A 25,918-nucleotide genomic window follows, 5' to 3' on the forward strand; every position below is an offset into this window, starting at 1 on the left:
GGCGGCGTCGGTTGTCTGCTACTTGTGTTTACTCTGCTTCTTCAGCCGTTGAAGCTGCTCGTTGTTCTGGTTGGCAATGCGCAGCGCCTCAGCAGCCATCGCCTCTACCCTCTCGAGTCTATTGTCAACCTGATCCGCCCTGAGTCTCGCCGTCGCAGCATTCGCTTCTGCAGACTCCAGACGCGCATCGATTTCCTCGGCGTTTCGATGACTACAACCGGAGGTGAACATCAGCAAGAGGGCATAGAGCCCTATCAGCAAGAACCTATACATGATGATGCCCTCACGTGACAGGTACATAGCATATTTTTCCCGAGTATCTGTCACTGTGCGCCCACGCATCTGATTTTTGTCAAGCCGACTGGGCCTTGGCTACGCAATATCGACCCTATAGCGGGTTTGACCTAAGTCAATCGCGGCCAGGCAAGAGCGGGTAAAAACTTGATTAAGGGCAACTTGCTCATACCCCTTTCCGAGGAAGCAGGACACCATCATGAAAGACCTGAACCTTCGTAAACTCGTTCTTGAAGAGCTGGAGTTCCAACCTGACATCAACGCGGCCAATATCGGTGTAACTGTCGAGGATGGCGTTGTGACGTTGTCAGGCCATGTCAGCAGTTATGCCCAGAAAATCGCCGCTGAGCGCACGGTCAAGGCGATCAAAGGCGTACGGGCCCTCGCTGAAGAAATCGAGGTCAGGCTGAACAAAGGTGAAGGCACGGCGGATGACACCATTGCCAACCGCGCGTTGAAGATCCTCGCCTGGAGTTCGGACGCCAATGTGGACGCAATCAAGGTCACTGTACGACACGGCAGGATCACCCTTGAGGGCGAAGTGGACTGGCAGTACCAGAAGGAAGTGATGGAACACGCCGTATGGCGTTTGTCGGGTGTGGTTGGGGTGGACAACCTGATTACCCTGCGCCCGCGGGTTAATGTGGCCGATATCCAACGGAGTATCGAGGACGCGCTCAAACGCAGCGCCGAGGTGGATGCCAGTCATATTCGAGTCAAGGTCAATGGCGACGTGGTACGGCTCGAAGGCAAGGTTCATCTGTTGCGGGAGCGGCAAATCGTGGAACGGGCCGCCTGGTCAGTACCGGGGGTAAGAAAAGTCGATGACTACCTGTTGATTGCCTGACTCGACGGGGGCGAAGCCGGCAAACAAACCCGCCCACCGGCTCTTTCGCCTCAGGAGCACGACCATGAATAAAGATCAGCCATGGAAGCTCTATTACCTGGCGATCGCACTCGCCGTGCTCGCCTTCATCCAGTTCGGCCTTTTCACCCGCCCGACGATACAAGCCATACCGTACAGTCAGTTTCTGCAATTGCTGGAAGAGCAAAAAGTCAGCGATCTACGGGTCGAACAGAATCGCATCGTCGGAAAGCTGGTCGTTCCCATCGATGGTCATGATCAGTTTTCCACGGTGCGCGTCGCCCCGGCATTGGCCGAGCAACTCGGCCGTGCGGGCGTCACCTTCACTGGCGCCTCCGACCGCTCCAGCACCGGGCCACTGCTGGAATGGCTGTTGCCATTGGTCATTATGCTGGTGGTTTGGCATTTCCTATTGCGTGGGCTGGTCGATAAGCAAGGGCTAGGAGGCTTCATGACCGTGGGTAAGTCACGGGCCAAGGTATACGTTTCGCACGATACCAAGGTGACGTTCGCCGACGTGGCAGGTATCGACGACGTCAGGGACGAGCTGACTGAAATCGTCTCGTTCCTGAAAAACCAGGCGTGGTACTCACGCCTTGGTGCCCATGTTCCCAAGGGCACGCTGCTGGTCGGCCCACCCGGCACTGGCAAGACGCTGGTTGCAAAAGCCATCGCAGGCGAAGCGGCGGTTCCATTTTTCTCGATCTCCGGTTCGGAATTTGTAGAAATGTTCGTTGGCGTCGGTGCCGCCCGTGTACGTGATCTTTTCGATCAGGCGAGAAAGGCCGCGCCTTGCATCATCTTCATCGATGAACTTGACGCATTGGGGAAAATGCGCGGTATCGGCGCATTGGGCGGCAATGATGAGAAAGAGAAGACGCTCAATCAGCTGTTGGCGGAGCTGGACGGTTTCGATCCACGCGAGGGGGTGGTTCTGCTGGCGGCGACCAACCGCCCGGAGGTGCTGGACCCGGCGTTGTTGCGGGCGGGGCGTTTTGACCGGCAGATATTGATCGACCGCCCTGACCGTAACGGCCGCCAGGCGATTCTCAAAGTTCATCTGCGCAAGATCGTCTGTGCCCCTGGCCTGGACTGCGAGCGCATTGCAGAAATCACCCCTGGCTTGACCGGTGCCGATTTGGCCAATCTGGTGAATGAGGCTGCTATTGTCGCCACGCGCCGCGCCAGTGACAGCGTCGAACTCCAGGACTTCACCGTCGCTGTCGAGCGCCTGGTGGCCGGGATAGAACGCAAAAGCAACGTGTTGCGCACTGATGAGCGCCAGACCGTGGCATACCATGAAATGGGACATGCCCTGGCCGCAAGCAGCCTGCCGGCGATGGACCCGGTGCATAAAGTGTCAATCATTCCCCGCGCTGCAGGCTCGCTGGGTTACACCCTGCAACGCCCCACCGACGATCGTTTTCTGCTCAGTCGCCAGATGCTCAAGGACCGCATCGCAGTATTAATGGCTGGGCGTGCCGCCGAGGACTTGGTCTTCGGCCAAGTCTCCACGGGAGCCGCCGATGATCTGGGACGTGCCACTGATATTGCCCGCCAATTGATCACACGGTTTGGCATGAGCGCTGAACTCGGCCAGTCAGTGCTGGAGCGTCAGCAAGCCACCTACCTTGGCGACTCAATCCACAAGCATATGGACAAAGACTACTCGGAACAGACCGCCCGCGAGATTGATCTGGGCATCCGTGCCTTGCTTGACGAGGCCTACGGCAGAGCCAAGACGCTGCTGGCACAACGGCGCGCCGACCTGGATGCCGGAGCCCAACTGCTATTGGCAAAAGAAACCATCACCCCTGAAGAGTTTCCCGCGCTGATGCCAACACAATCGAAAGCACCTAAAAATCAATTGCTTGATAAGCAGGGTTGATCTGTCACTTGAACCTTCATCGCGGGCTAAGCCAACAGTCGTCTGGCGTGCCCCCGGCGTCAAACAGTGCCCGCAGGTGTCCATTGCCAGTTCGTCACTTCAGGCATGTCTTCACCATGCTCGATCAGATAAAGCTTGTGCTTCTCCAAGGCCGACCAATAGCGCGCCCTTGCCTGCTCCAGTCGGTCGTGCAGACGCGGTACCCGTTCGAAGACATCCAGCACCAGCTGGAAGCGATCCAGGTTGTTGATGACAGCCATATCGAACGGCGTTGTCGTTGCCCCTTCTTCACGAAAGCCGCGCACATGAAAGCGCTCGCTGTTTGCGCGCTTGTACACCAGTCTGTGTATCAAGGCCGGATAGCCATGAAAGGCAAAAATGACGGGTTTATCCTGGGTAAACAGCGCGATGAATTCGTGGTCAGGCAACCCATGCGGGTGTTGCTGCGACGGTTGCAGCACCATGAGGTCGACGACATTTACCACTCTGATACGTAAGTCGGGCGCGTACTCGCGCAACAAGGTCACGGCGGCCAGTGTTTCCAGCGTCGGCACATCGCCCGCGCATGCCATTACCACATCCGGGTTATCGTCGTCCTGGCAGGCCCAGTCCCAACGGCCAATGCCCCTCTGGCAATGGCGGGTCGCCGCGTCAATGTCCAGCCATTGCCATTCCGGTTGTTTGCCCGCCACGATGAGGTTGATGTAGTTGCGACTGCGCAGACAATGATCGACGACAGACAGTAAACAATTGGCGTCGGGCGGCAGATAGATCCTTGCAATGTCGGCTTTCTTGTTAGCCAGCAGATCGAGGAAGCCAGGGTCCTGGTGCGAAAAACCATTATGATCCTGGCGCCAGACATGGGAGGTAAGCAGGCAGTTGAGCGAGGCAATGGGCTTGCGCCATGGCACTTCGGCAGCAATTTTCAGCCACTTGGCGTGTTGAATGATCATCGAGTCGACGATATGAATAAAGGCCTCATAACAGGACAGCAAGCCATGCCGTCCAGTCAAGACATAGCCTTCGAGCCAACCTTCACATACCTGTTCGCTCAGTATCTCCATAACCCGGCCATCTGGAGCCAGGTGGCAGTCGTCGGAAGACAGCAGGTCCATCCAGACCTTGGCCGTGATTTCATAGATGGCATCCAGGCGATTGGACGCTGTTTCGTCGGGGCCGAAGAGGCGAAAGTTATGCGCTACGAGGTTGTTTTTCATCACATCGCGCACATAGGCGCCGAGCACACGCGTGGCCTCGGCACGTAAGCGCCCTGGCGCCTCAAGACGTACCGCGTAAGCGCTGAAACACGGTAAGTCCAGTGCGCGAAGCATCACGCCACCATTGGTGTGGGGGTTGGCGCTCATGCGTCGACGCCCTGTGGGAGCCAGCGCTGCGATCTCGGGCAGCAGTGCGCCATCAGGGTCGAACAACTCATCGGGACGGTAGCTTTCCAGCCAAGTCTGAAGCTGTAAAAGGTGCTGTGGTTTGTCGAGCCCGGCGAGCGGTAGCTGATGGGCGCGCCAAGTGCCCTCCACCTGAAGGCCATCGACGAACTTGGGTCCTGTCCAGCCTTTTGGCGTGCGTAGTACCAGCATCGGCCAAGCAGGTCGCTCCAGCGGTTGCCCCGTGTTGGCTTGCCGTGCCATGCGCTGGATCTCGCGGATCTTCTCCAGGATCGTATCCAGTGTTCTGGCCAACGCTCGATGAACCTCCAAGGGCTCCTCGCCTTCGACGAAATAGGGATCGTAACCATAGCCATACAAAAGGCTGGACAGCTCGTCTTCGCTGATTCTGGACAGCACTGTCGGGTTGGCAATTTTGTAGCCATTGAGGTGCAGAACAGGAAGAACCGCGCCATCCCTGGCCGCATTGAGAAATTTGTTGGAGTGCCAACTGGCTGCCAGCGCGCCCGTTTCGGCTTCGCCATCGCCAATGACACACGCCACGATCAGGTCAGGATTGTCGAATGCGGCACCATAAGCATGTGCCAGCGAGTAGCCCAACTCGCCGCCTTCGTGAATGGATCCCGGGATTTGTGCAGAAACATGGCTGCCGATACCATACGGCCAGGAAAACTGCCGGAACAATCGATTCAAACCCAAGGTGTTGCGTTCCACTGCCGGGTACAGCTCTGTATAGGTACCTTCCATGTAGGTCTGGGCCACGATAGCCGGGCCGCCGTGACCTGGGCCTGCAATAAACATGATGTTCAAATCGTGTTGCCTGATCAGGCGATTCAAATGGGTATAGAGCAGGTTCAACCCGGGCGCTGTACCCCAGTGGCCCAGCAGCCTGGCCTTGATGTGGCTCAGGTTCAGGGGCACTTTTAACAGCGGATTGTCCTTGAGGTAGATTTGTCCGACCGTAAGGTAATTTGCGGCACGCCAGTAGGCGTCCAGTAATTCCAGTTCTTCAGTGCTCAGTAAATCCTTCATGATCAACCTCTATGCGCCTGGTTTACTGCCAATCCAGCCAAAGGACAATCAGCTTCCTGCGTTGACGGTTACAGCCCTAAAGGTCCTGGGCACGAACGTCGTGTTCATCATGAACTTGTTGGCGAGTCAGCCGCGCCAGCCTATTCAGGTCATCGGCAAGTAAGCCGGCTAGGTCATCAGCCGTCGCTATTCCCACCAGTAGCCCTAAGTCGTCCACGATGGGGATCCTGCGTATGTTCTCCATGCATAGGGTCTGGATGACAAGGGTGGGAGCGTCCTGCTCCCAGAGCGACCTATGATCCGTCTGCTATTTGCCGCTCTTGATCGGAATAACTTTTTCCGGCTGAATCGCTTCGGCGCGTTTGGGCAAACGCACCTGCAGCACGCCCTTGGCGAACTGGGCGTTGATCTTTTCGGCATCGACCTCACGCGGCAACTGGAACACGCGCTCGAAGCTGCCATAGTGGCGCTCGGAGAGGTGGTATTCCTTGCGCTTTTCATCGACTTCTTCCTGTTTTTCCCCGCGGATGACCAAGTTGCCATTGACGAGTTTGATCTCGATTTCCTTGTCGTCCACACCAGGTAGCTCGGCACTGATTCGGTACTCTTCCGCCAGTTCGCTGATATCCATCGCAGGCAGGCCATGAGTGAACAGATCACGTCGCCAGAAAGGTTCGAGATCAAATGGCGTGTGGCTGAAAGGCATACGCAGTGGTCGACGCCCGAAGTCTTCAAACAGACTATCGATCTGACGCCGTAACTGCTGGAACGGACGCCACAGCTCAGCGGGCTCGGTGCTCGACGGCACCGCTTTAGCAGACTGGCTGGAAACAGACGTCACAGGTACTTTTTTGGCTACTTCGGACATGGTGACCTCCTCGGCTCAAAAATAGTTGCCTCCCATGGAGACGTCTTAATACTGCATCGGGCCCTGCCTCTGCGTTTGATCTTTATCAATTACCGCGAGGCAGCCATCAACCGACATTTTGACCAAGATCAAAGCCGCCACCTGCAGCCCTTCTAACTTGAATAAATGACGACGCAATGGGTGATGCCACCGCCGAGGATCACATGGTGCGTAAAGAGGTTGGCCGGGTTCGGTTGTTGCAACAGCTGCCCGGCCGGAGTGCAATACAGTACCTTCGACTAGAGCTCCCCTATAGGGAGGAGACAGCAGTGATGCCCGGCCAGTACTGCTTGCTGAGCAGTCACGAGCGCATTCAACCGTGCAGTTATGTCAGTGTTCCGGGCCGTTCTCGGGAGTTTTTAGTGGTAACGTCCAGGGCAACCCCACTGAAAAGTGATGGTGAGTGGTTGTCCTACTCCGGCCCCATCGGCTCGGGGTGGCCGGTGCCCCTGCTGGGCAGGCGACTGCTGGCGATCACTCGAGGGTATGGCTTTCTGCCGCTGCTCTGCGTACTCGACGAAATCTCATGCTGGCTGCCTTGGGTAGAAATCCACTTGCTGTACGACGCAGCCAGTTTGACGTATCTGCCTGAGGAGTATCGGCATCGGCTAGCCGCTATGAAGGTATTCAGCAGGACCCTATACTCCTTTGGGTCGCAAGCAGAGCTAAAAAACTACGTGGTAACGCTCAAGCCCGATATGGTCTATTGCTGTGCCCCCACGCAACTGGCCTGTCAGCTTGCCCGACTCTGTATTGAAAAGGGTGTCTGCGCGCAGCGAATCTGGATACGGGCGGATCATGTGGGAGTGTCTGCGGATAGACCGGTGAGCCCATGGGATGGTCCAGTGCACCGTTTCGACCGGGTGCTGGCGGCCCGATACTGAAGCCCCCTGCCCTGCGGCTGCACTAGCGCCCCAGTTGGCAGAGACTTTCCAGACCCTGTAGATTGATAATACGCACTTCTCGACCTAGACACGCAATTAATCCCTCCTGGTTGAATCGGCTGAATAACCGACTGACCGTTTCCAGGGTCAGGTCCAGGTAGTTGGCGATGTCGCCTCGGGACATGGGTAAACTGAAGAGGTCCGGGCGCAATCCTCGCTCATGATAACGGGCAGACAATCCTAGCAAAAACAATGCAAGACGTTGCTCTGCGCGTCCGTGACAGCAGCGCAGGTGTTCGTCTTTGCTCTGTATACCCAGGCTGAGCATGTGCAGCAGTTGGTAGCGTAACCCCGGAATATGACCTGACAGTTCCATCAATTGGTCTAGCTTGATTGAGCAAACCATTGATACTTCCAGCGCCAATGCAAAACTTCGATAGTGGCTGGCGCCAATAGCGTCCAACCCCAGCATTTCCCCTGGCAAAATAAAGCCTGCGACCCTTTCGTTACCCTCGGCATCAAGCAGGTAATTCTTGATCGCGCCCGAACGCAGTGCAAATACCTGGTCCATAGGTTCATCAGCCGTGAACAGGTGCTCGCCTTTCTTTAACGGGCGATTGCGTCGAACGATACGCTCCAACTCATCCACTTCATCCAACGAGAGACTGGCCGGAAGACAAAGTCGACTGAGGGAGCAGGCAAGGCACTTTACCTGAGGCCTTGCGGTTGGACTTGGCGCGCTAGGCATGCTGCCATCTCCACACTTCTCGTGCGGTCATCTTTTAACTGTAGGTGTTCTGGAGCATAAATCGAAGCGGTCCGATTAAAGGACCCGCCCAGCGTCCGCAGATCACTTGTGCATTTGACAACGATCAAGTCCAGCAAGCGATTTAGCGTTAAAAAAACCTCGCAATCTCTTATTTGGCCCGCGAGGAGACCTGCCATGGCAGCTGAAATTACACAACAAGCTCACACTTCAACATTTCCTGTCACATCCGGTGAACACTGGATCGAAGCGTTGGATGACGGCACCCATGTACTCATCAGGCCTTTGCAAGCCAAAGACCGGCAACGTGAAATAGCATTCATCGAGCGGCTGTCGCCACAGTCTCGTCATTTCCGCTTTCTCTGTCAGCTCAAAGAACCCAGCGAAGCAATGCTTGATCAGTTGATGACCGTTGATCAACGCCAGAACATGGCCTATGTGGCCTTGGCTCATGTCGACGGTGAACTACAAGAAGTCGGCATCGCCCGCTATGCGGCCGCCCCCCGCGCGGGTGAGTGCGAATGCGCGGTGACGGTAATGGATAGCTGGCAACACCATGGTTTGGGCAGGTTGTTGCTACACCATCTGATCGACCATGCGCGCGCCCAAGGCTTCAAGCTGATGTACTCGATCGACGCAGCGGCCAACGTGGCGATGCGGGACCTGGCCCAGGCTGCCGGATTCTCGACAGTAAGGGACCCGGACGACTCTAGCCAGGTTATTCACCGTTTGTCGCTGGCCTGAGGCACTATCACTGCAGTGGGTTCCTCGGGCAGCAGGTCCAGTTGTTCGAGGCACCTCTGCTCATCGGTTTCGGTCACCCCCTTGAACGCGGTCACTTCAAACACCGAAGTATCGAACAAAGCCAGGCGAATCACTCCATTGCGATCAAGGAAAACTTGTGCGAGACACTGGCACACGGGCTTGGCTATCATCGCAACCAACGGCCCCCCGTTCGGGGTATCGACCTGAGCCTGCAGGTTAGCCTCGCAGGCATTGACAATGCGCTCAACAGAGCGCCCGGCCAACCACAGCATGGCAGTGCCGAGTACGGCCAAAAGTACCAGCATGCCCAGCAGGACATTGGACTCCCTGGCCGCGGCATTGAGCAATGCCAGCTTGCGCTGCCAGCCAAAGGCGCCGTTGGCAAAGATCGTTTCGCCCACGCTACGGGTGAACCTGCGTTGCACGGCCAGGCCCACTATCGAGCTGAAAACAGCCAATGACAGTAGAACCAAAGGTTCATGGATGGTTAGTAGTGACGAAGGGTGGAATGCCCTGTAAAGGGATGCCGACGCCATGAACACAACAATGGCCGCCACCCACCCGAGACTGCCCCTGGGGCGCCTCAGCCAGGCCTTCAGTTTTGTCCGTGCTTGAGTGTTCATCGGCGCGCTCCTCTGTGCGTGGCTACTCTATTGGGTCCAGTGCAACCGTTTCGCGGTATTCCGGGACCCAAACCTGCCATCCGAGCTCAATGCTGATACGTCGACGCAACGTATCAGCGGCATGAGGTTCGCCATGAATGACATAGGTTTGCCGCGGCGGCCTGGTGAAGCCGCGTAACCACTGCATGATTTCGTCCGCATCAGCGTGGGCGGAGAGATTTTCCATGGCGAAGACCTGGGCACGAATAGGTATATCTTCGCCATGCAGGCGAACGCTACGCGCGCCGGCGACGATATCGGCACCGCGCGTGCCTCCGGCCTGGAAGCCAGAGAATAGAATGCTGTTGCGTGGATTGGGTGCCAATGCCCTCAGGTGGTGAAGTACCCGACCTCCGGTTGCCATACCGCTGGCGGCAATGATGACTGCAGGTTCGCGCAACTGGTCAAGACGTCTAGATTCATCGACCGTGCGGATGATATGCGTACCCTGGCACATCGCCGCGCATTCCGCAGCTGTCAGGCGATGTTCCTTTGCGAAGTGTTGATACAGGCTGGTGGCATCAGTGGCCATTGGACTATTGAGGTAGACAGGAATATCAGGGATAAGCCTGTCGCGTTTCAGTTTGTACAGGTAGTACATCAGCAACTGCGCGCGCCCGACAGCAAACGACGGAACCAGCGTGATACCGTGGCGCAGACTTGTCTTGTTGATCACTTGCGCCAAGTATTGCTCGGTCGACTCCGTGGGATGTGAACGGTCACCGTAGGTGGACTCCACCAGTAACACATCGGCCGTAGGTATCAGCTCAGGCGCCCGCATGATCGGGTCCTGGGGACGTCCAAGATCACCGGAAAACACCAGAGTCTGCCCTTGCGCCGACATCTGCACGGTGGCCGCTCCGAGGATATGCCCCGCAGTGCGGAGCAAAAGGTCCATACCCTCGGCAATGGGTGCGGGCTGGTGCAGCTCCACCGGCCGAAATAGGGTTAATGCCCGTTTGGCATCCTGTTCTGTATATAACGGCCGAGCCGGCGAGTGCTTGGAATAGCCATGGCGGTTAGCATGATCGGCTTGTTCTTCTTGTAGGCGGGCGCTGTCGAGCAACAGGATTTCGGCCAAGGCACAGGTGGCCGGGGTGGCGTAAATTGGCCCTCGATAGCCCTCCCGGGCCAATACTGGGAGAAAGCCGCTATGGTCCAGGTGGGCGTGGGTTAGTACTACTGCGTCGAGCGAACGCAGTGCCGGGGGCAACGGCTCCCAGTTACGCAGGCGTAATTGCTTGTAGCCCTGGAACAGACCGCAGTCGATCAGTACCCGGGTACGGTCGTGGGTCAGCAGGAATTTACTGCCGGTCACAGTGCCGGTACCACCCAAAAAAGTCAGTTGCATGGTGTTGGCTCCCAGGTCTGGATCAGGCAAGGATGGACGGCCAGTACGCTACAGGGCAGCTTGCTGACGATCCGTTCAGTGGTATCACCCAACAACTTGTCCAGTCCCTTTGGCTGGACTACCCCCATCACTACAACATCAATATCCAGAGCGCTGACCTGCTCACGGATTACCTGCACCGGCGCCCCTTCAATGAAATGCCGGCAGTCGAGCGGCACGCCCAGGGCGTCGGCCAGCGCCTCGAAGGGTTGCTGCAAGGTGTCGCGCAATTCTTCAACCCACGCCTCGGCAACATTGATATCGGCGACGAAAATCCTGGCCAGGTCGTATGCCGACAATAGATGCAGTTGAGCATCACATTGCAAGGCCAGCGTTTGGGCGACCCTGATCAGTTCCTTGTTGAATACTTCCTGAAGTGCCTCGCTGTCGTGCAGGCTCGTGTCCACTGCCACTAACACATTCTTGGGTAAGCCTGGTGCCGATCGTGGCACGAAATGCGTCAGTCCACGGACGCCTTGCATCAACGCGCAATCGAGCGGGGTACTGAACAGACGCGCCAGCGCTGGCACGGCCTCGCCGTCCTTGATCACCATATCGGGGGCGAATTCAGCAACATAGTCGATAGCCTGGCTGCGAATGTCGTCTGCTTTCACCGTCTCGTATGTCAGGCGAATAGCACCGGGCCGTTGCCGCTCAAGCATCTGTGCTAGCTGTTCGCGAAATTGCGCATATTGGCGCTCTATTTGCGCCTCATTTAGACGCTCCTCCTGCAGCGTGTGCTCCTCGACGGGCTCGAACAACCCAAGAACATGTACCGCAGCGCCACTAACCTGCGCCAATGCCAGTGCCCTGCGCAAGGCGGCCGAATGCTTGTCGACCTCGGTAAGCAGTACAAGTAGCTGTCGATACTGGCCCATTGCAAACCTCCAGCCGGACGCGGCGATGATGGTGTCTACCATTGATCATCGAAGCCTTTGACCCTCGTTGTTTGATGCAGATCAGAAAAATCGCGTCTGTACACCGATTTGATCAAAGTCAGGTCCTGATTGACGCGGCGCGGTACAACGACTCCAGGCAGCATTCCCGACGTCCCTGGAGGGTGACATGAACATGCAACCAAGCGACGATGTATTTGCCAGTGAGCATTGGGTGGAGCACCTTTCGGACGGTACCGCCGTACTGATTCGCCCGCTGCGTGCACAGGACCATGAGCGCGACAAGCGTTTTATGGGCGCACTCAACTACGAAGTCCGGCGCTTTCGTTTCCTTGCAGGGTTCAGTGGGGGATTGCCGAACATGGCCGTGCAATTGATGGATGTCGATTACCGCGAACGCATGGCCTATGTCGCCCTTACCCATAAGGCTGGCCAGTTATGCCAGATAGGTGTAAGCCGCTACGCGGCGATACCCGGTAGCAGTAATTGCGAGTGTGCCGTCGCCGTTTGTGAACACTGGCAGCGCAAGGGCCTGGGACGCTTGCTGATGGCGCATCTCATCGATGCCGCCCGGCGCAATGGCTATCAACATATGGTATCGCGAGACTTGTCGAACAATTACGCCATGCACCGATTGGTAAAAACCTTGGGGTTTACCTCACGCTATATAGGCGGTGATGTCACCGAGATCTTCCACGAGCTGGATCTGCAAAAATGAACAAAGGCCCCGATCAGGGGCCTTGCTCATTAACCCAGCGAGTGTTCTGGTGAGATAACCAGTACGCTGGTGGGCAACTTGTACAGGACTCGCTCCGTCGTACTGCCGATGAGTGCACCGATACCACGGTGGTGGTAACGCCCCATTACCACTACATCGATGTCATGATTTTCAGCAAACAACGTCAACACCTTGGCTGGATCGCCTACCCGCAAATGGCGGTGCTCCGCATTGATACCATTGCGCTCGGCCAGGTCCTGAAATGCTTCGCTTTGAGCTTCGTGCAGAGTCTGGGCCAAGTTCGAATCGAACAGGAACGAATGCTCCCCGTAGCCGTCTGCCTCCTGGTACATGGCACCAAGGTCATAAACATACAGTAACTCCATCTGTGCATTGCATTGCAGGGCCAGTTTCAAGGCCTCGCTGATGAGCTGATCGTTGAATCCCTCATATTGATCTTCAGGTAGGGACAGGTCGACGGCCGCCACTATTTTACGCGGCAAGGCATAGCTGGTTTTTCGCACGAAATGCACCGGCACCGGACACTCGCGCAGTAGCTGTACATCCAGCGGGGTGAACATCGCCCGCATCCACCATGATTCGTGTTCGAGTTCCTTGATTAGCATCGCAAACGGTTGCTCACGCAAATGGATCAATATTTCATCCAGCGCATGCTGTACCCAGACCACCTCGGTGGTCACCGTCAGGCCCGCACGCCGCATAGGCACCGCTTGGGTCTCCAGCCACTCGCGATGCTGCTTTACGTACCCCTCGCGCATTACCGCCAGGGCTTGATCATTGACCAGGCCAGCCGTGGCCAGGCCTTCGAGATAATCGAACGCCACGATGTGCAACGCCATGCCTTTGGCCTTGGCCAGCGCTGCAGCGCGATCGAAGGCTGGCGCGTGACGCATCAGCGGGGAAGCAACCAGCAAGAGTCTTTGCGTATTGGTCATGGCACACCTCGGTGGCGGGAATTGGTTATTCAATAGTGTTCTGCGCTTCGCCCACGCACTTGATCTTTATCAAAACCGCGACTACCGACAGCGCAGACGTACGGTCGCAGGGTTCTGCACGCAATTTGACGCGGATCAACGTTTCGCCGGTTTTTCGGCGCACGCTACTGAAAAATAAAAAGTGTTACTTCGCGTTCCGGAGGTTTGGCCATGGCTCGCATGAAAGCTGCGGTATTCGTCGATAAGAACCGAATCGTACTGGATGAAAAACCTATCCCTGAAGTCGGACCGCTAGATGCCTTGGTCCGTATCACCACGACAACGATATGCGGCACCGATGTACACATCCTGCGCGGCGAATACCCGGTCGCCAAGGGTCTGACCATTGGTCACGAACCCGTCGGGATCATCGAGAAACTCGGAACTCAAGTTCAGGGTTTTCATGAGGGGCAGCGGGTGATCGCCGGTGCCATCACCCCTAGCGGGCACAGCAACGCCTGCTTATGCGGCTGTAGTTCCCAGGACGGCGCTGGCACCCTTCATGGTTTCAAGGCCATCGGCGGGTGGAAATTCGGCAATGTCATCGATGGCTGCCAGGCCGAGTTTGTTTGCGTGCCTGATGCCATGGTCAACCTGTCCCCTATCCCCGCCCCGCTCACCGACGAACAGGTATTAATGTGTCCGGACATCATGTCCACCGGGTTCTCTGGCGCGGAACGTGGTGGCGTCGGTATCGGCGACACAGTTGCTGTATTCGCCCTGGGCCCTATCGGCTTGTGCGCGGTAGCAGGGGCACGCATGCTCGGTGCCACCACCATTATCGGTGTCGACACGGTCGCCGCACGGATGACGGTGGCCCGCCAACTCGGCGCTTCCTATCTCGTTGACTTCAAACAAGGCAACGTGGTGGAGCAGATAATGGCGCTCACCGATGGACGAGGGGTGGACGTGGCCATCGAAGCATTGGGTACCCAATCGACATTCGAATGGGCGCTGCGCGTGCTACGTCCCGGCGGCACCCTGTCTAGCCTGGGGGTCTACTCCAGCGACTTGCGTATTCCCCTCGATGCCTTCGCCGCCGGCCTAGGTGACTACCGGATTGTCACCACGCTCTGCCCGGGCGGCAAAGAGCGCATGCGTCGTCTCATGCAGGTAGTGGCCAGCGGTCGGGTGGATGTATCGCCTATGGTTACCCACCGATTTCGGCTTGAGGAAATCGAAACCGCCTACGAATTATTTGCCAACCAGCGCGACGGCGTAATGAAAGTGGCGATCACGCCCTGAACTCGCTCCGCCGCAGGCAAGGACGCTGATGCTTCAAATGGAGATCCTCGTCTTTGCTAATGCACGCTCTGGAGTAAGGCCGATGAACATCTACGTTGAGAATAATCCGAAACAGGATCGCTGGTGGGTGCAGATGGATGAATGGCGGATAAGCTTCAAGACCGCTAGCGAAGCCAGGCAATTCGTTGCGAAGTTGACCGCCCGCATCAATGCACCTCATTCCAGGGACATGATTGCAGACCACGCGCTACAGGCATCGCCTCACACGGGTGGTGCGTCGGACCAGGCGCCGCGTCGAAGCGCGCAGGAGGCTTGAGATGACTAGTCGAATCAACGTTAAGCTTGTAGAACAGCCTTCACCGCTGTGTAAGGCCACCCCTATTCATCTGCAGCCTTTAAGCTCGGCCTGCAGGGATTGCCGGGTAAGCGGGCTGTGCCTGCCAACCGGGCTGCCGGTACTCGATAACAGCTATCTGGGCGCCTTGGTCGGCCTGCGCATTCGCATTCGCAAAGGTGCGGCGCTCTTTCATGCCAACACCCCCCTGAGTACCCTCTATGCAGTACGTTACGGTAGTTTTAAAACCAGCTTGAACAACGCCGAGGGGCTGGGCGTGGTGATCAACTTCTGGATGCCTGGAGACGTGCTTGGGCTGGATGCCATCGCTACCGAGCACCATGTCTGCGATGCCATTGCACTGGAGGACAGCGAGGTCTGCCCCATCCCCTATCACCGGTTGCAAGCAATGGCACACGAGATTCCCGACCTGCAGCAAAGTCTCAACCGCATGATGAGCCGCGAGATCGTGCGCGAGCATGAACGTGTGCTAATGCTTTGCAACCTGAGCGCGGAAGAACGACTTGCCAATTTTCTCATTGGCTTATCCAACCGTTTCGTCAAGCGCGGCTTTTCCCCGCACGGCTTTTTTTTGCGCATGTCACGCGAGGACATGGCCTCTTACTTGGGATTGCGACTGGAAACCATTTGTCGATCAATTGCGCACTTGCGTGCCCTAGGGATAGTTGAGCTACGCGGTCGAGTGGTAGAGATTCTGGATTTGCCAGCGCTGATGGCGCTGGGGCATGGCAATCGCGATTGTCGGTTTCAGAGCCCGGCGCAGGCACAATGCTGGACGCCTTGAAATTGTCTGGTGCTTCGAAGAGGATTTATTATGAACGACTTATTAAGTGAACTTCACGCCTATCATCATGATGTGGCTAAAAAAATTACTCAGATTAAAGAGTTACTGAGGAAGATAAGACGTGAATCCGATAGCGCTGATGACTGCACGCTGTTGTTCAAGCTGCTGGAAGCCTTACATAGTGATGCAGAGCGGCGACACCATGAAAATGAAGAGCTTATCCGGCGGGCCTTGCTAGCGACTGAGGCTCCGATCCACCAACGAGTCAAAGATATTGAGCGAGATCATCAGGCATTTGGGCGCATTGCTGGGCAGCTGAAGTTGTTGGAAGGCACAACAAAGGAAACAAGGGTAATTGCTGACGCTATCGATGATTTCATCAGAAAATATTTCGATCATATGGATGCTGAGGAAAATATTTTCTTTCCGGCGGCAGATAAGTGGCTATCAGACAACCAATGGCGGGCCATAAAGCGTCAATGGAGTTAATTGGAATTCACCAACATCTGCCACACTCATAGAGGTGCGTAAACGGCGATCATGAAGGCGTTGTCAGCCCTGTCTACGCAAATGCGGCAGTACCTGCTGGTTACTGGCAACTAATAGGCTTTCACCCTCACTAGGGTTTGCGCGAGAATGCTTGGACTCGGCAACGCCAAAAAAGCATGCCGGGCATACTCAAATCCGTTGGCGCCATTAACCGAGGTCTATATTGAAAAGTGGCAGTCCATATCCTGCCCCCACCCTCTGCAAGGATCATGAACCATGAAAGCATCCAAACTTGCCTCTCTCGCTTTGGCGGCTGTGCTTTTCCCGCCTTCGCTTTTACGCAACAGGACGCTAACGCCGCCACGCCGGCTCAGCAGCCGATGAGCATCGAGCAATTTGACCAAGAGATGGCAAAGGCACAAGAAAACCTGAAGAAAATGCAGGCACAAATGAGACAAATTCAGAAGTCCACTGATCCTGCACAGCGCCAGAAACTGATGCAAGAGCATCAGGCCATGATGCAGCAAGGAATACAGATAATGAATGGAATGTGGGGTAGCGGAATGATGGGTTGTTGCGGGGGGAGCATGATGGGCGACCATATGATGGGGAATGGTCGCACGATGAGTTGGGGCCAAATGGGCAGGCACTACTCCCAGATGACGCCTGAGCAGATGAAGCAACATCAATACAAGATGGACAGGTACATGGGCATGCAACAGATGATGATGGATCAGATGATGCAGTATCAGCAACACATGGGTACACAATCCCGCTAAGCCCTCACGCTTGCATCCGGGGATGCAAACACATCATTGCTCAAACGCGTATGAGGAATTTGCGGCGCAGGCACGTAAACCGACAGCAACTTGATACGCGAATCAATACAATCTCGGCACGTATTTTGAATATCGAGAGAGTTACATGTGCCTGTTAGTCAATACCTTAGTTCGCCCTGTCCATTTTCGCAGGCCTCGACTCACGCGCTTCAAGGATGAAGTCATGTAGCTTCCGAGGTTTGTATGACACTTTCTGCCGTGCAATTGGAACGGAAGCGGGTGTCGACATGTTATGTCGACCTGCCCCAGGGGCCTGCTATGTCGCCGTCACCCACTACGAACATCTGGGCAATCCGCAGTTCGCGACGCTGGGTCTGGAAACCTCCGCCGGCAACCTGGAAGGCAAGGAGGTCCGCTTCGGCATCAACGCTTCCAGCCTGTTCGCGGCGCCGTCAATGCAGCGGCAACTCAGAACCTCTGCAGCTGACCAGGAGCGGACGATCATGGCCGGTATATTTTATTCCTAGCTCCCCAAGGGACCGAGCGATCAATCGCACAGATGGCATAATCGAATATTGTTTATATCAGGTGCGTATAAATGACCGTCGCAAGCTATGACCAACTCGCGATCTTCTCGGCCGTGGCCCAAGAGCGCAGTTTCACCCGCGCCGCCGCCCGGCTCGGCATGTCTCAACCGGCCTTGAGCCGGGCGATGCGTCAGTTGGAGGAGCGATTAGGGGTCAGGTTGCTTGCTCGCACCACTCGAAGAGTCTCCCCCACCGAAGCCGGCGAGTATTTGCTGCGGGTGATCGCACCCCGGTTTGAAGAAATCGCCAATGAGCTGGCAGCATCGAGCACTTCCGGCATAAGCGTTGGTTTCCGGTCAGTGAGAGCAAGCTCGAAAAAGCTCAACAGTCCTATCAGCGCTACGGCCATTGGTCTTTGCTACTCAGCTGGGCTCCCATCATTGGCGATCCGCTGACGCTAGTCGCGGGTGTAATGCGTGAGCCTTTGTGGCGTTTTCTTTTGATCGGCACCCTGGTCAAGGGTGGACGTTATCTACTGCTCACAGTACTCGTCCTAGGCGGCTCGTGATGAGCGCGTATGAGTTAACAGCACAGGTTACCAAGCACCGCAATGCTGGCCAGGACCTCATCAAGTGGCTGGCCATGATCACCATGGTCATTGATCACTTACGCTTGGTGTGGCCCGAAATGGGCGACTTATTTATCGTTGGACGGCTCGCCTTTCCGCTGTTTTGCGTAGCAATTGCCGCCAATGTGGCGCGCACAATACCCGGTGAGCTGCTGACAGCGGCCAATAGTAGGTACCTCATCTTGATGATCCTGTTCGCGATCATCTCCGAGGTGCCCTATCGCTACATCAGCACGTCCGGCTTATTCAATGTGCTGGTTACCCTGACATTAGGGCTGCTGGTCACCTGGGGAATTCACCACCGCACAAGGTTGGCCGCGACCATGGCAATAACCGCGGGCGTGTTTGCTTACCTGCTCGACGATACGCTGATGTACGGGTTCCACGGTGCCCTTGTACCTGCGGCAGTGCTCATTGCGATTAGACGGCCAGGCATACTGTGGTTACTGCCTGCGTTCCTGTGCGTGTTGATTAATACCCACAGCAGCATCGTCGCCAAGGCTCTGGATCTCGACCCAACATCGATCCTAGCCTTGGTCACTGCCTGTGCCGCTCCGCTTCTAGGGCTGTGGCTCGTGCGTCAGAACCTGCACTTCAATGTGCAGCCGGTACGTCAGTGGGGGTACTGGTTTTATCCTGGTCACTTGCTCGCCTTACAAGCTCTTCGCTTGTGTCTGTAAGGCACAAGACAGCCTTTCATCGGCTTACCCCTAACCGAGCCCGCAAATTCTTGTCAGATGAAGGCAATTGGCCATAACCTGTGCGCGGTGGAAGGTTCCACCTATAAAAATTACGCATGGAGTTAGCCTGATGAAAGTCGTTTCTCTCGTGATTGCCGCTGTTCTTTCGTTCTCATCAATCGCTGCGTTCGCGCACAGCGGTGGTACCGACGCCAAAGGTTGCCACACCAACCACAAAACTGGCGGTTACCACTGCCACTAAGCGGCAAAGCCCAGCGGCGGCTGGGCCTCCCTCATGATGGTTGTCAGGACCACAGCTGGAAAAACGCTCCCCAGTCGCCATTGCGCACCATATGCACCAGCAAGCCGACTACACCGCAGCTGAGCAGTACCTGGATAACGCCGCGCTTGAAGCGAAACAACGCTATGGCAGCGGTTATCGCAATCACCAACGACGGCCAGTCGAGACCTCCACCAAACCCGTTGGGCCACAAGACGTGGTAACCAAAAAACATCGCGAGGTTCAGGATTACTCCCACCACAGCAGCTGTGATGCCGATGAGTGGCGCGGTGAATTTCAGTTCGTTGTGGGTCGACTCGACCAAAGGCCCACCGGCCAAAATGAACAGGAAAGAAGGTAGGAAGGTGAACCAGGTCACCAAGCTCGCTGCTACGGCACCCGCAAGGAGTGCCTGCTCGGGACCAAAGACTTGCTGGACATAAGCACCAACGAAACCAACGAATGCCACGACCATGATCAAAGGACCTGGCGTGGTCTCACCTAGAGCCAGGCCGTCGATCATTTGGGTTGGGGTCAACCAGCCGTAGTGTCCCACGGCGCCCTGATAGACATACGGCAGCACCGCATAAGCACCACCAAATGTCAGTAGCGCTGCCTTGGTAAAGAACCAACTCATTTGAGTGAGCGTACCGTTCCAGCCATACAACGCCGTCAGGATGCCCATGGGTAGCAACCAAAGCAGGGACCCAACGAGTATCAGCAGCATCAGCCGGGACCAGCGAAATCGGGCGTGTTCTGGCGTCGGGGTTTCATCATCGATCAGGGCCGCGCCGTAGGATTTCTTCGCAGCACCATGGCCACCAGTCTGGAATTTTTCTGGGGCAAGCCGACCGCCCAGATAACCCAGCAATGCGGCGAACAGGACAATGATCGGGAACGGCACGTTCAAAGCGAAAATCGCAACGAACGAAGCGGCGGCAATCGCCCACAGCCACCCGTTTTTGAGCGCTCTTGAGCCAATCCGGTGAGCGGCATGGACCACGATGGCGGTCACCGCAGGCTTGATGCCGTAGAACAGCCCGGCGACGATGGGTACTTCACCGAAGGCAATGTAGACCCATGACAACGCAATCAGGATGAACAGCGAAGGGAGCACAAACAGCCCACCCGCAATCACTCCACCCCAGGTGCGATGCATCAGCCAGCCGATATAGGTCGCCAACTGCTGCGCCTCTGGGCCAGGAAGCAGCATGCAGTAATTCAATGCATGGAGAAAACGCCGCTCAGAAATCCAGCGCCTACGTTCTACCAGCTCCTGGTGCATGATCGAGATCTGACCCGCAGGCCCGCCAAAGCTGATAAAGCCGAGTTTCAGCCAGAACCACAATGCTTGTGCCAAGCTAATAGGTGCTGGTCGTGCCAGGTCAGGTGCATCCACCGGTTGGATGTCTTTATTCATCGATGGCGTCCTCTCGCACGAATCCTGCCAGCAGCCCATCGAAGATGGCGCCTGCCGCATTCAACAGGTGGTTGTCATCGATGATAGTCTCGCGAAGTCCTGCAAGTACCCGCTCAATCCCTGCCGCTTCAATTGGCTGTATCCCTCCGACATCCAGGTAATGGACGAGCGAGGCAAGGCGGTTGAGACCTGGTGCATCCAGCTCGAAGCTGTCTTTCAGCGTTTCGAAAGTGACGCGATTGCCCACATGACTGAAGGTCGCCTCATCAAAGTCGAAGCCGAGTGCATCTGACGGGCAATCAGACGGATGGACGTTCACTGATTGAGACCGTATCGCTAATCTTGCCTTGATTCTCATTCTTCTGCGTGTGATGGCGCGAACGGCGCATTGCTCGGGTGCGCCGCAAGTGCTCTAGCAATTCCTTCTTCAGGGCTCCACGAGCTTGAATGAAGAGGGTGCGATAGATCGTTTCGTGTGACACCTGAGAGCCCGCATCATCTGGAAATTCACGCTTTAACCATCCAGCAATTTGCTCCGGCGACCAATGCAATTGGAGCTTGCTTGCTACAATCTGCGCCGCTGTTGGGTTCTTAGCCAGTGTACAGATCTTGGGGCGACATGCTCGGTTCCAGGCAGCTTGCTCGGCCTGACTTGCTCGATAGCTTCCAAGACCGCCGTTGCGCTTAATCTCGCGGCTGATAGTAGAAGGTGCTCGCCTGAGTAGTGATGCCACTGAACGGATCGATTTTCCTGCCACCACCGCACGTGAAATCTCTTCGCGCTCAGCCAACGTCAATGCCAATCTTGAACGATGGCGCGCAGGAGGCCGGATACCCCCGGTCTCCGCCAAAATGCGTTGTATCGATGAGTGATTACGGTCGAACAACTGCGCGATCTGCTGGAGAGAATCTCCCTTTCGCCAGTGCTCCCACATCAGTGCTTTCTGGGTTTCGGTGTAATAGATCCGAGGCCTTTGCTTCATTTGCAACACTCCTCCTGCTTACACAGAACTTAGTGTGTTGCATCGACCGGTTGAATCCACAACCCAAAGCTGCCCTTCATGCAGGGCAGCAATGAGTCATCAGTTGAAAAAGTCGGATTTTCAGCTCGCCAGAACTCTGGCATGAATTCCACGCGTAGCGTGGGAACGATCAACCTCAATCAAAACTGCTTTGGTGCGCTGGCGATGCGCTGATACTTACGCAACTGTCGGTTAATGCTGCGGATATCCAGAAAAAATATCTCTGCGCTACGCCAGAGCAGCATCCACGCGGTGACGGTAACGACTCCCACAGGGATGGTGCCTTCAATTCCCAGAGCCGTTCCCGCCAGCACCAAGGCTAGTGCCAAGCCCAGGAGTGTCAGCGCTACCAGCCGTTGGGTGCGGATATCCCCTCTGAGCTGTTCGCTCTTTTCCGCAAAGGTATTGCTGATGGCTTGTTGCAGGCGTTCTTGCTCATCTTCCGGGCAGCGAATGTGCAGACACAGTTCGGGGTGGTACCAGGCGCTATCAGACAGGTAGTCCACCAACTCGGTGCTTAGCTTGGGGTTGTCCGGCGAGGCAAACGGATTGAGGTAATCGCGGGTGATCGTCAGATCGATTTTTTTAGTCATAACGAACCTTAACCTGGTTGAGCGGTGGGCTGAGGCTTTCGTGTTCGAGGTAAAGCTAGTCGCAAGACAGATGCTTTGCCTGATTGGCAGTAGCACGCGCTGTTGCAGGGCGGGTTTATCCGGGATGCGTTGGCTGAATATGCGCCGCGACCCTCTAGCCTCAGTGCTGATTGTTATCACGTTTTGTTTGAGGGATAGGCAGCGGGCGGCGCATGCTCGGAAAAGGGCTAGAAGCAGCTTTGGGTCGATAGCGCTCATTCGCGAGCGTACGCTATCGACCCAAAGCGTCCGTTCGCCACAGGCAGCAAACGGCCAAAAGCAGACGTTCGGAGATAGGGACATTTCCCTTGTTTCTCCATCCCTGTACGCGCCAGCCTCAATGCTGTTTTAAGCTTATGAGTCAGATGTAGGATAAGTTAACTCATTTGATGGAGTGGTGATGAACGCCTCAACCACTGGTCAGCAACGGACAAGACATAAATACGCATCGCGTGACGTAATGATTACCGTTTTTTGGGAGTTCAGCGCCAATCGATACTTGCTCAAGGACTCAGAACGGTTACTCCAGATCAAGAAAGGTTTTTTTGCTTACCTTTTCCAAGCTGTCCGCGTGACCTTTAACCTGTCAGAACGCAGTTTCGAGACGCTATTTAATGTGTCAGTCTCTACGCTCGAACGGCGTAGGCGCCAGCAACAGCCCCTTGATCCTGTCGCGTCCGAACGACTCGATCGAATTTTCGCCGTCTGTCATCTGACCAATGAGGTCTTTGAAAGCAGAGGGGCGGCAGCTGAATGGATGTCGAAACCAAACAAATCTCTCGGCACAAGTGCGCCGATTATGCTCTGCGAAACCGAAATCGGAGCCAAACAAGTTCGCCGTGTGCTTCAAGCCCTTGAATGGGGAGGCACGGCCTGATACAGGTTTGTTGAAGGCGAACGCTGGGGCCAGCTGGTGAACAACCACAGTCCCTTAGGCCGACTCTGGCCTGTCACCAAGGGAAGCAGCCGACTTATACCGATCAATCGTGAGCGGCATAAATCGGCCAAATTTCGGTATGCAGCCTGGTGCGTTGCCGCTGTTCCCGCGGTTGGCGGCCAGCAGCGAACACCGGTCGCCTGACCGGCCTCAGCTGTTTCTCGGCGTACCTTTGCGCAGCCGCTGACTACCCCCAGGCACTGGGTTGCTGCTGCCGGTGTCAGCCAACTGCTGACGCAGCGTTTCGGCGCGGGCCTGCGCAGCGGCGGCTTGCTCACGCGCGCTGGCCAACTCGCCATGGGTGCGCTGCAGTTGCTGCTGCAGCTCCTGAAGCTGCCGGCACCGCTCAGCCTGCAGCTGGTGCACTTGTTCCCGCTCGTGTAGCAGTGCCTGCGCCTGGGTCTGCGCGATGCTCCGCTGTTCCCGGATTTCGGCCAGCTCGGCCTGCCCTGCAAGCAACGTCTGCTGCAAGGTCTGCAAACGGCCATTGGCCTCCTTGAGCTGGGTCGCCAAGGCTTTGCTCTCCTCGCGTGCCCGATCGATCTCGCGATACGCCCGGTCCTCGACGTCGCGGGTGTAGCGCTGTTGCTCTTCGCGTGCCTGCTCGGCCTGCTGGCGACTGTCCTGCAGTTGCTGGCGGACTTCGATTAGTTGCCCGCGCGCTTCGTCGCACTGCCCGAGCAATTCCTCGCGCTGCTGGCGCAGGTCGTCGATCTGCGCCAAGCGCTGGATCAGCAGCTGTTCCAGATCGGCCAACCGGGTTTCGGCGCTTTGCCGCGCCCCCAGCGCCTCGGCGGTCTCTAGCCGGGCCTGTGCGACGTCCAGACGCGCCCTCGCCTCCAGTGCCACCAGTTGCTCGCGTTCCTCCGCCAACACCTGGCGCTGGCCAGTCAAGGATTGCTCGAGCACGCCTTGGGCCTGCGTGGTCGCCTGCTGCCAAAGGGCGACAAAAGCCTGCGCCACTTCTGCCGGCAGCCCCGGTAGACGCGTTTCCCCGCGCAGGCGCCCGGCCAACTGCTCCCACCACTGATCGAGCAAGGCGCCGACCCGCGCCGGGCTGCCGCGGCCCAGCTCCAGACGCACGCGCTCCACCGTCGGCCGCTCGCCACGGGCCAGCACCGCGTCCGCCGCGGCGAACACGTCGTTTTCCGGTACACCTACCGCCATGCCCTGCCCTCCGCTATATTAGGTCTGATAATGCAATCTTATCCGACTCTATAAAATCAAAATTCAATTAATAATACGTTGAACGTAATGAATAATACAGACGCACTGCAACTATCGCTGGAGACCTCGCTGGCGGTGCAGGAATTGGCCGAAAGCACGCACGCCGCTGCTCAAGCGTTCATCGCCGCCGGTACTGCCGCCAATACCGTGCGCAGCTACCGCAGCGCCCTCGCCTACTGGGCCGCCTGGCTGCAATTGCGCTACCGCCGTGCGCTGGGCGACGGCGCCCTGCCGCCGGCCGTCGCGATACAGTTCATCGTCGATCACCTGGCGCGCCCGGACGGCAACGGCGGCTGGAGCCATTTGTTGCCCGCCGAGCTCGATGCGGCGCTGGTCGCCGCCGGGGTTAAGGGCAAGTCCGGGCCTTTGGCATTCAGCACGGTCAGTCACCGCCTGGCGGTGTTGGCCAAATGGCACCGCATCAACCAGTGGGACAACCCCTGCGAGACAGCAGAGGTAAAGACCCTCTTGCGCGAGGCGCGCAAGGCGCAATCCCGCCAGGGCATGGCGGTGCGCAAAAAGACCGCGCTGGTGCTGGAGCCGCTGCAGGCGATGCTCGCGACCTGCAACGATGGCGTGCGCGGCGTACGTGATCGCGCCCTGTTGCTGCTGGCCTGGAGCGGCGGCGGTCGGCGGCGCGCCGAAGTCATCGGCTTGCAGATCGAGGACCTGCGCCGCCTCGATGCCGATACCTGGCTGTATGCCCTGGGCGCGACCAAGACCGATACCAGCGGCGTGCGTCGGGAGAAACCCCTGCAAGGGCCGGCGGCGCAGGCACTGAGCGCCTGGCTGACTGCGGCACCCGTAAGCAGCGGGCCGCTGTTTCGTCGCCTGTATAAAGGAGGGCGCGTCGGTAGCGCCGGGCTGTCCGGCGACCAAGTGGCGCGCATCGTCAAGCGGCGTGCTCAACTCGCTGGCTTGGAGGGGGACTGGGCAGCGCACAGTCTGCGCTCGGGCTTTGTCACTGAAGCAGGCCGTCAGGGTGTGCCGCTGGGTGAGGTAATGGCGATGACCGAGCACCGTAGCGTCGGTACCGTCATGGGCTACTTCCAAGCCGGATCACTCTTGGGTAGCCGTGCCAGTCAGTTGCTGCCCACGGCGGCGCAGCCGGACGACGGCGGTGCTGAGCCCGACTTATAACAATGACGCGAAGCAACAGCTGACGGCAGGCGCGACCTAGCACTGCGCGCCGCTGTGCCTGGACCAACTACAACCGGACTTGGACAAGCTCGCTTTCGTCTAGTCAGCACGTTTCACGGTAAGCTGGGCTCCTTTCAATCTGCCTTGGAGGCATCGATGGAGCGTTCGGACGTCAAGCGCGTGCAGCTGGAGAAGCTCGAGAAACTGCGAACCCAGCTGGAAGTACTTCCAGCAGGCCCGCGTGGCCAGGTTGTTGGTTAGCTGAATGGCAGAACTGAGCAGCTTTACGAACTCGGCATACTCACCCG

At 57.0% G+C, this 25,918-nt stretch carries 25 protein-coding genes and 5 pseudogenes; 17 read left to right on the forward strand and 13 right to left on the reverse strand.

Annotated features, from left to right (window positions below):
- Positions 1–18: 18 nt before the first annotated feature.
- A complete protein-coding gene (locus AC07OF_RS16460) occupies positions 19–300 on the reverse strand; it encodes an Lpp/OprI family alanine-zipper lipoprotein (RefSeq protein ID WP_257011888.1) in 282 nt (93 codons plus the stop codon).
- Positions 301–493: 193 nt separating this feature from the next.
- Here AC07OF_RS16460 and AC07OF_RS16465 point away from each other — a divergent pair, with 193 nt between their 5' ends.
- Together AC07OF_RS16465 and ftsH are read left to right on the forward strand one after the other, a co-directional pair.
- Complete coding sequence (locus tag AC07OF_RS16465) at positions 494–1,141, forward strand: BON domain-containing protein (RefSeq protein WP_495073208.1); 648 nt, start codon at positions 494–496, stop codon at positions 1,139–1,141.
- A gap of 64 nt (positions 1,142–1,205) precedes the next feature.
- Entirely contained in the window at positions 1,206–3,047 is a 1,842-nt protein-coding gene (gene ftsH / locus AC07OF_RS16470) for an ATP-dependent zinc metalloprotease FtsH (protein WP_495073209.1), read from the forward strand.
- A gap of 59 nt (positions 3,048–3,106) precedes the next feature.
- Here the strand turns inward: ftsH and AC07OF_RS16475 are convergent, their stop codons facing one another.
- Positions 3,107–5,482, reverse strand: a complete 2,376-nt coding sequence (locus tag AC07OF_RS16475) for a phosphoketolase family protein (RefSeq protein WP_495073210.1) — start codon at positions 5,480–5,482, stop codon at positions 3,107–3,109.
- Between AC07OF_RS16475 and AC07OF_RS16480 the strand changes: the two genes are divergently transcribed.
- Positions 5,481–5,645: a hypothetical protein gene (locus tag AC07OF_RS16480; protein WP_495073211.1), complete on the forward strand. Its 165-nt coding sequence runs from the start codon at positions 5,481–5,483 to the stop codon at positions 5,643–5,645. The genes AC07OF_RS16475 and AC07OF_RS16480 overlap by 2 nt on opposite strands.
- Positions 5,646–5,789: 144 nt before the next feature.
- On the opposite strand, the gene AC07OF_RS16485 is transcribed toward AC07OF_RS16480, so the two are convergent.
- Positions 5,790–6,350, reverse strand: coding sequence for an Hsp20/alpha crystallin family protein (locus AC07OF_RS16485; protein ID WP_495073212.1), 561 nt, complete (start codon positions 6,348–6,350; stop codon positions 5,790–5,792).
- 945 nt (positions 6,351–7,295) lie between these two features.
- On the reverse strand, positions 7,296–8,021 hold the full coding sequence (gene fnr / locus AC07OF_RS16490) for a fumarate/nitrate reduction transcriptional regulator Fnr (RefSeq protein WP_038610829.1): 726 nt from the start codon (positions 8,019–8,021) through the stop codon (positions 7,296–7,298).
- A gap of 195 nt (positions 8,022–8,216) precedes the next feature.
- Between fnr and AC07OF_RS16495 the strand changes: the two genes are divergently transcribed.
- Positions 8,217–8,783, forward strand: a complete 567-nt coding sequence (locus tag AC07OF_RS16495; RefSeq protein ID WP_495073213.1) for a GNAT family N-acetyltransferase — start codon at positions 8,217–8,219, stop codon at positions 8,781–8,783.
- Here AC07OF_RS16495 and AC07OF_RS16500 read toward each other — a convergent pair.
- The 3 genes from AC07OF_RS16500 to AC07OF_RS16510 are packed head-to-tail and all read right to left on the reverse strand — an operon-like array spanning position 8,762 to position 11,734.
- A complete protein-coding gene (locus AC07OF_RS16500; protein WP_495073214.1) occupies positions 8,762–9,427 on the reverse strand; it encodes a hypothetical protein in 666 nt (221 codons plus the stop codon). The genes AC07OF_RS16495 and AC07OF_RS16500 overlap by 22 nt on opposite strands.
- Before the next feature lie 22 nt (positions 9,428–9,449).
- Positions 9,450–10,817 carry an MBL fold metallo-hydrolase RNA specificity domain-containing protein gene (locus tag AC07OF_RS16505; RefSeq protein ID WP_495073215.1) on the reverse strand — a complete coding sequence of 456 codons (1,368 nt, stop codon included), beginning with the start codon at positions 10,815–10,817 and terminating at the stop codon, positions 9,450–9,452.
- Positions 10,808–11,734 (reverse strand): universal stress protein, encoded by a 927-nt coding sequence (locus AC07OF_RS16510; protein ID WP_495073258.1) that lies wholly within the window; start codon positions 11,732–11,734, stop codon positions 10,808–10,810. Before AC07OF_RS16510 ends, AC07OF_RS16505 begins: the two co-directional genes overlap by 10 nt.
- Before the next feature lie 187 nt (positions 11,735–11,921).
- On the opposite strand from AC07OF_RS16510, the gene AC07OF_RS16515 reads away from it, so the two are divergent.
- The gene (locus AC07OF_RS16515; protein ID WP_495073216.1) at positions 11,922–12,470 is read left to right on the forward strand and encodes a GNAT family N-acetyltransferase; all 549 of its coding nucleotides are present in this window, start codon (positions 11,922–11,924) and stop codon (positions 12,468–12,470) included.
- Between the two features lie 29 nt (positions 12,471–12,499).
- Here AC07OF_RS16515 and AC07OF_RS16520 read toward each other — a convergent pair whose 3' ends face one another.
- Positions 12,500–13,426, reverse strand: a complete 927-nt coding sequence (locus AC07OF_RS16520; protein WP_495073217.1) for a universal stress protein — start codon at positions 13,424–13,426, stop codon at positions 12,500–12,502.
- Between the two features lie 210 nt (positions 13,427–13,636).
- On the opposite strand from AC07OF_RS16520, the gene AC07OF_RS16525 reads away from it, so the two are divergent.
- The 10 genes and pseudogenes from AC07OF_RS16525 to AC07OF_RS16570 all read left to right on the forward strand — a co-directional run bounded on the left by AC07OF_RS16525 (position 13,637) and on the right by AC07OF_RS16570 (position 19,214).
- Positions 13,637–14,710 (forward strand): NAD(P)-dependent alcohol dehydrogenase, encoded by a 1,074-nt coding sequence (locus AC07OF_RS16525; protein ID WP_495073218.1) that lies wholly within the window; start codon positions 13,637–13,639, stop codon positions 14,708–14,710.
- A gap of 82 nt (positions 14,711–14,792) precedes the next feature.
- Positions 14,793–15,026, forward strand: coding sequence for a hypothetical protein (locus AC07OF_RS16530; protein WP_495073219.1), 234 nt, complete (start codon positions 14,793–14,795; stop codon positions 15,024–15,026).
- A gap of 1 nt (position 15,027) precedes the next feature.
- Complete coding sequence (locus AC07OF_RS16535; RefSeq protein ID WP_495073220.1) at positions 15,028–15,849, forward strand: helix-turn-helix domain-containing protein; 822 nt, start codon at positions 15,028–15,030, stop codon at positions 15,847–15,849.
- 30 nt (positions 15,850–15,879) lie between these two features.
- Positions 15,880–16,338, forward strand: a complete 459-nt coding sequence (locus AC07OF_RS16540) for a hemerythrin domain-containing protein (RefSeq protein ID WP_495073221.1) — start codon at positions 15,880–15,882, stop codon at positions 16,336–16,338.
- A gap of 276 nt (positions 16,339–16,614) precedes the next feature.
- Positions 16,615–17,117: pseudogene (locus AC07OF_RS16545) on the forward strand (hypothetical protein).
- A gap of 287 nt (positions 17,118–17,404) precedes the next feature.
- A complete protein-coding gene (locus tag AC07OF_RS16550) occupies positions 17,405–17,644 on the forward strand; it encodes a potassium-transporting ATPase subunit KdpA (protein ID WP_495073222.1) in 240 nt (79 codons plus the stop codon).
- A 71-nt stretch (positions 17,645–17,715) separates the two neighbouring features.
- Positions 17,716–17,973: pseudogene (locus AC07OF_RS16555) on the forward strand (LysR family transcriptional regulator); the annotation flags it as partial.
- A pseudogene (locus AC07OF_RS16560) lies at positions 17,967–18,212 on the forward strand (YqaA family protein); the annotation flags it as partial. The pseudogenes AC07OF_RS16555 and AC07OF_RS16560, both read left to right, overlap by 7 nt.
- Positions 18,212–18,952 (forward strand): TraX family protein, encoded by a 741-nt coding sequence (locus AC07OF_RS16565; protein ID WP_495073223.1) that lies wholly within the window; start codon positions 18,212–18,214, stop codon positions 18,950–18,952. The pseudogene AC07OF_RS16560 and the gene AC07OF_RS16565, both read left to right, overlap by 1 nt.
- A gap of 130 nt (positions 18,953–19,082) precedes the next feature.
- A complete protein-coding gene (locus AC07OF_RS16570; protein ID WP_495073224.1) occupies positions 19,083–19,214 on the forward strand; it encodes a YHYH domain-containing protein in 132 nt (43 codons plus the stop codon).
- 43 nt (positions 19,215–19,257) lie between these two features.
- Here the strand turns inward: AC07OF_RS16570 and chrA are convergent, their stop codons facing one another.
- The 4 genes and pseudogenes from chrA to AC07OF_RS16590 all read right to left on the reverse strand — a co-directional run bounded on the left by chrA (position 19,258) and on the right by AC07OF_RS16590 (position 22,267).
- Complete coding sequence (gene chrA, locus AC07OF_RS16575; RefSeq protein WP_495073225.1) at positions 19,258–20,652, reverse strand: chromate efflux transporter; 1,395 nt, start codon at positions 20,650–20,652, stop codon at positions 19,258–19,260.
- Positions 20,645–20,959: pseudogene (locus AC07OF_RS16580) on the reverse strand (chromate resistance protein ChrB domain-containing protein); the annotation flags it as partial. The gene chrA and the pseudogene AC07OF_RS16580, both read right to left, overlap by 8 nt.
- Positions 20,958–21,635: pseudogene (locus tag AC07OF_RS16585) on the reverse strand (IS30 family transposase); the annotation flags it as partial. The pseudogenes AC07OF_RS16580 and AC07OF_RS16585, both read right to left, overlap by 2 nt.
- A 179-nt stretch (positions 21,636–21,814) precedes the next feature.
- The gene (locus AC07OF_RS16590) at positions 21,815–22,267 is read right to left on the reverse strand and encodes a hypothetical protein (protein WP_495073226.1); all 453 of its coding nucleotides are present in this window, start codon (positions 22,265–22,267) and stop codon (positions 21,815–21,817) included.
- A gap of 439 nt (positions 22,268–22,706) precedes the next feature.
- Here AC07OF_RS16590 and AC07OF_RS16595 point away from each other — a divergent pair, with 439 nt between their 5' ends.
- Positions 22,707–23,183, forward strand: coding sequence for an Xre family toxin-antitoxin system antitoxin (locus AC07OF_RS16595; RefSeq protein WP_495073227.1), 477 nt, complete (start codon positions 22,707–22,709; stop codon positions 23,181–23,183).
- Positions 23,184–23,393: 210 nt separating this feature from the next.
- Here the strand turns inward: AC07OF_RS16595 and AC07OF_RS16600 are convergent, their stop codons facing one another.
- Positions 23,394–24,410: a DNA-binding protein gene (locus AC07OF_RS16600; protein WP_495073228.1), complete on the reverse strand. Its 1,017-nt coding sequence runs from the start codon at positions 24,408–24,410 to the stop codon at positions 23,394–23,396.
- 87 nt (positions 24,411–24,497) lie between these two features.
- Here AC07OF_RS16600 and AC07OF_RS16605 point away from each other — a divergent pair, with 87 nt between their 5' ends.
- Positions 24,498–25,610, forward strand: a complete 1,113-nt coding sequence (locus tag AC07OF_RS16605; RefSeq protein WP_495073229.1) for a site-specific integrase — start codon at positions 24,498–24,500, stop codon at positions 25,608–25,610.
- Positions 25,611–25,918: the final 308 nt, after the last annotated feature.

The sequence above is a fragment of the Pseudomonas sp. GW821-FHT10B02 genome, assembly GCF_059415665.1.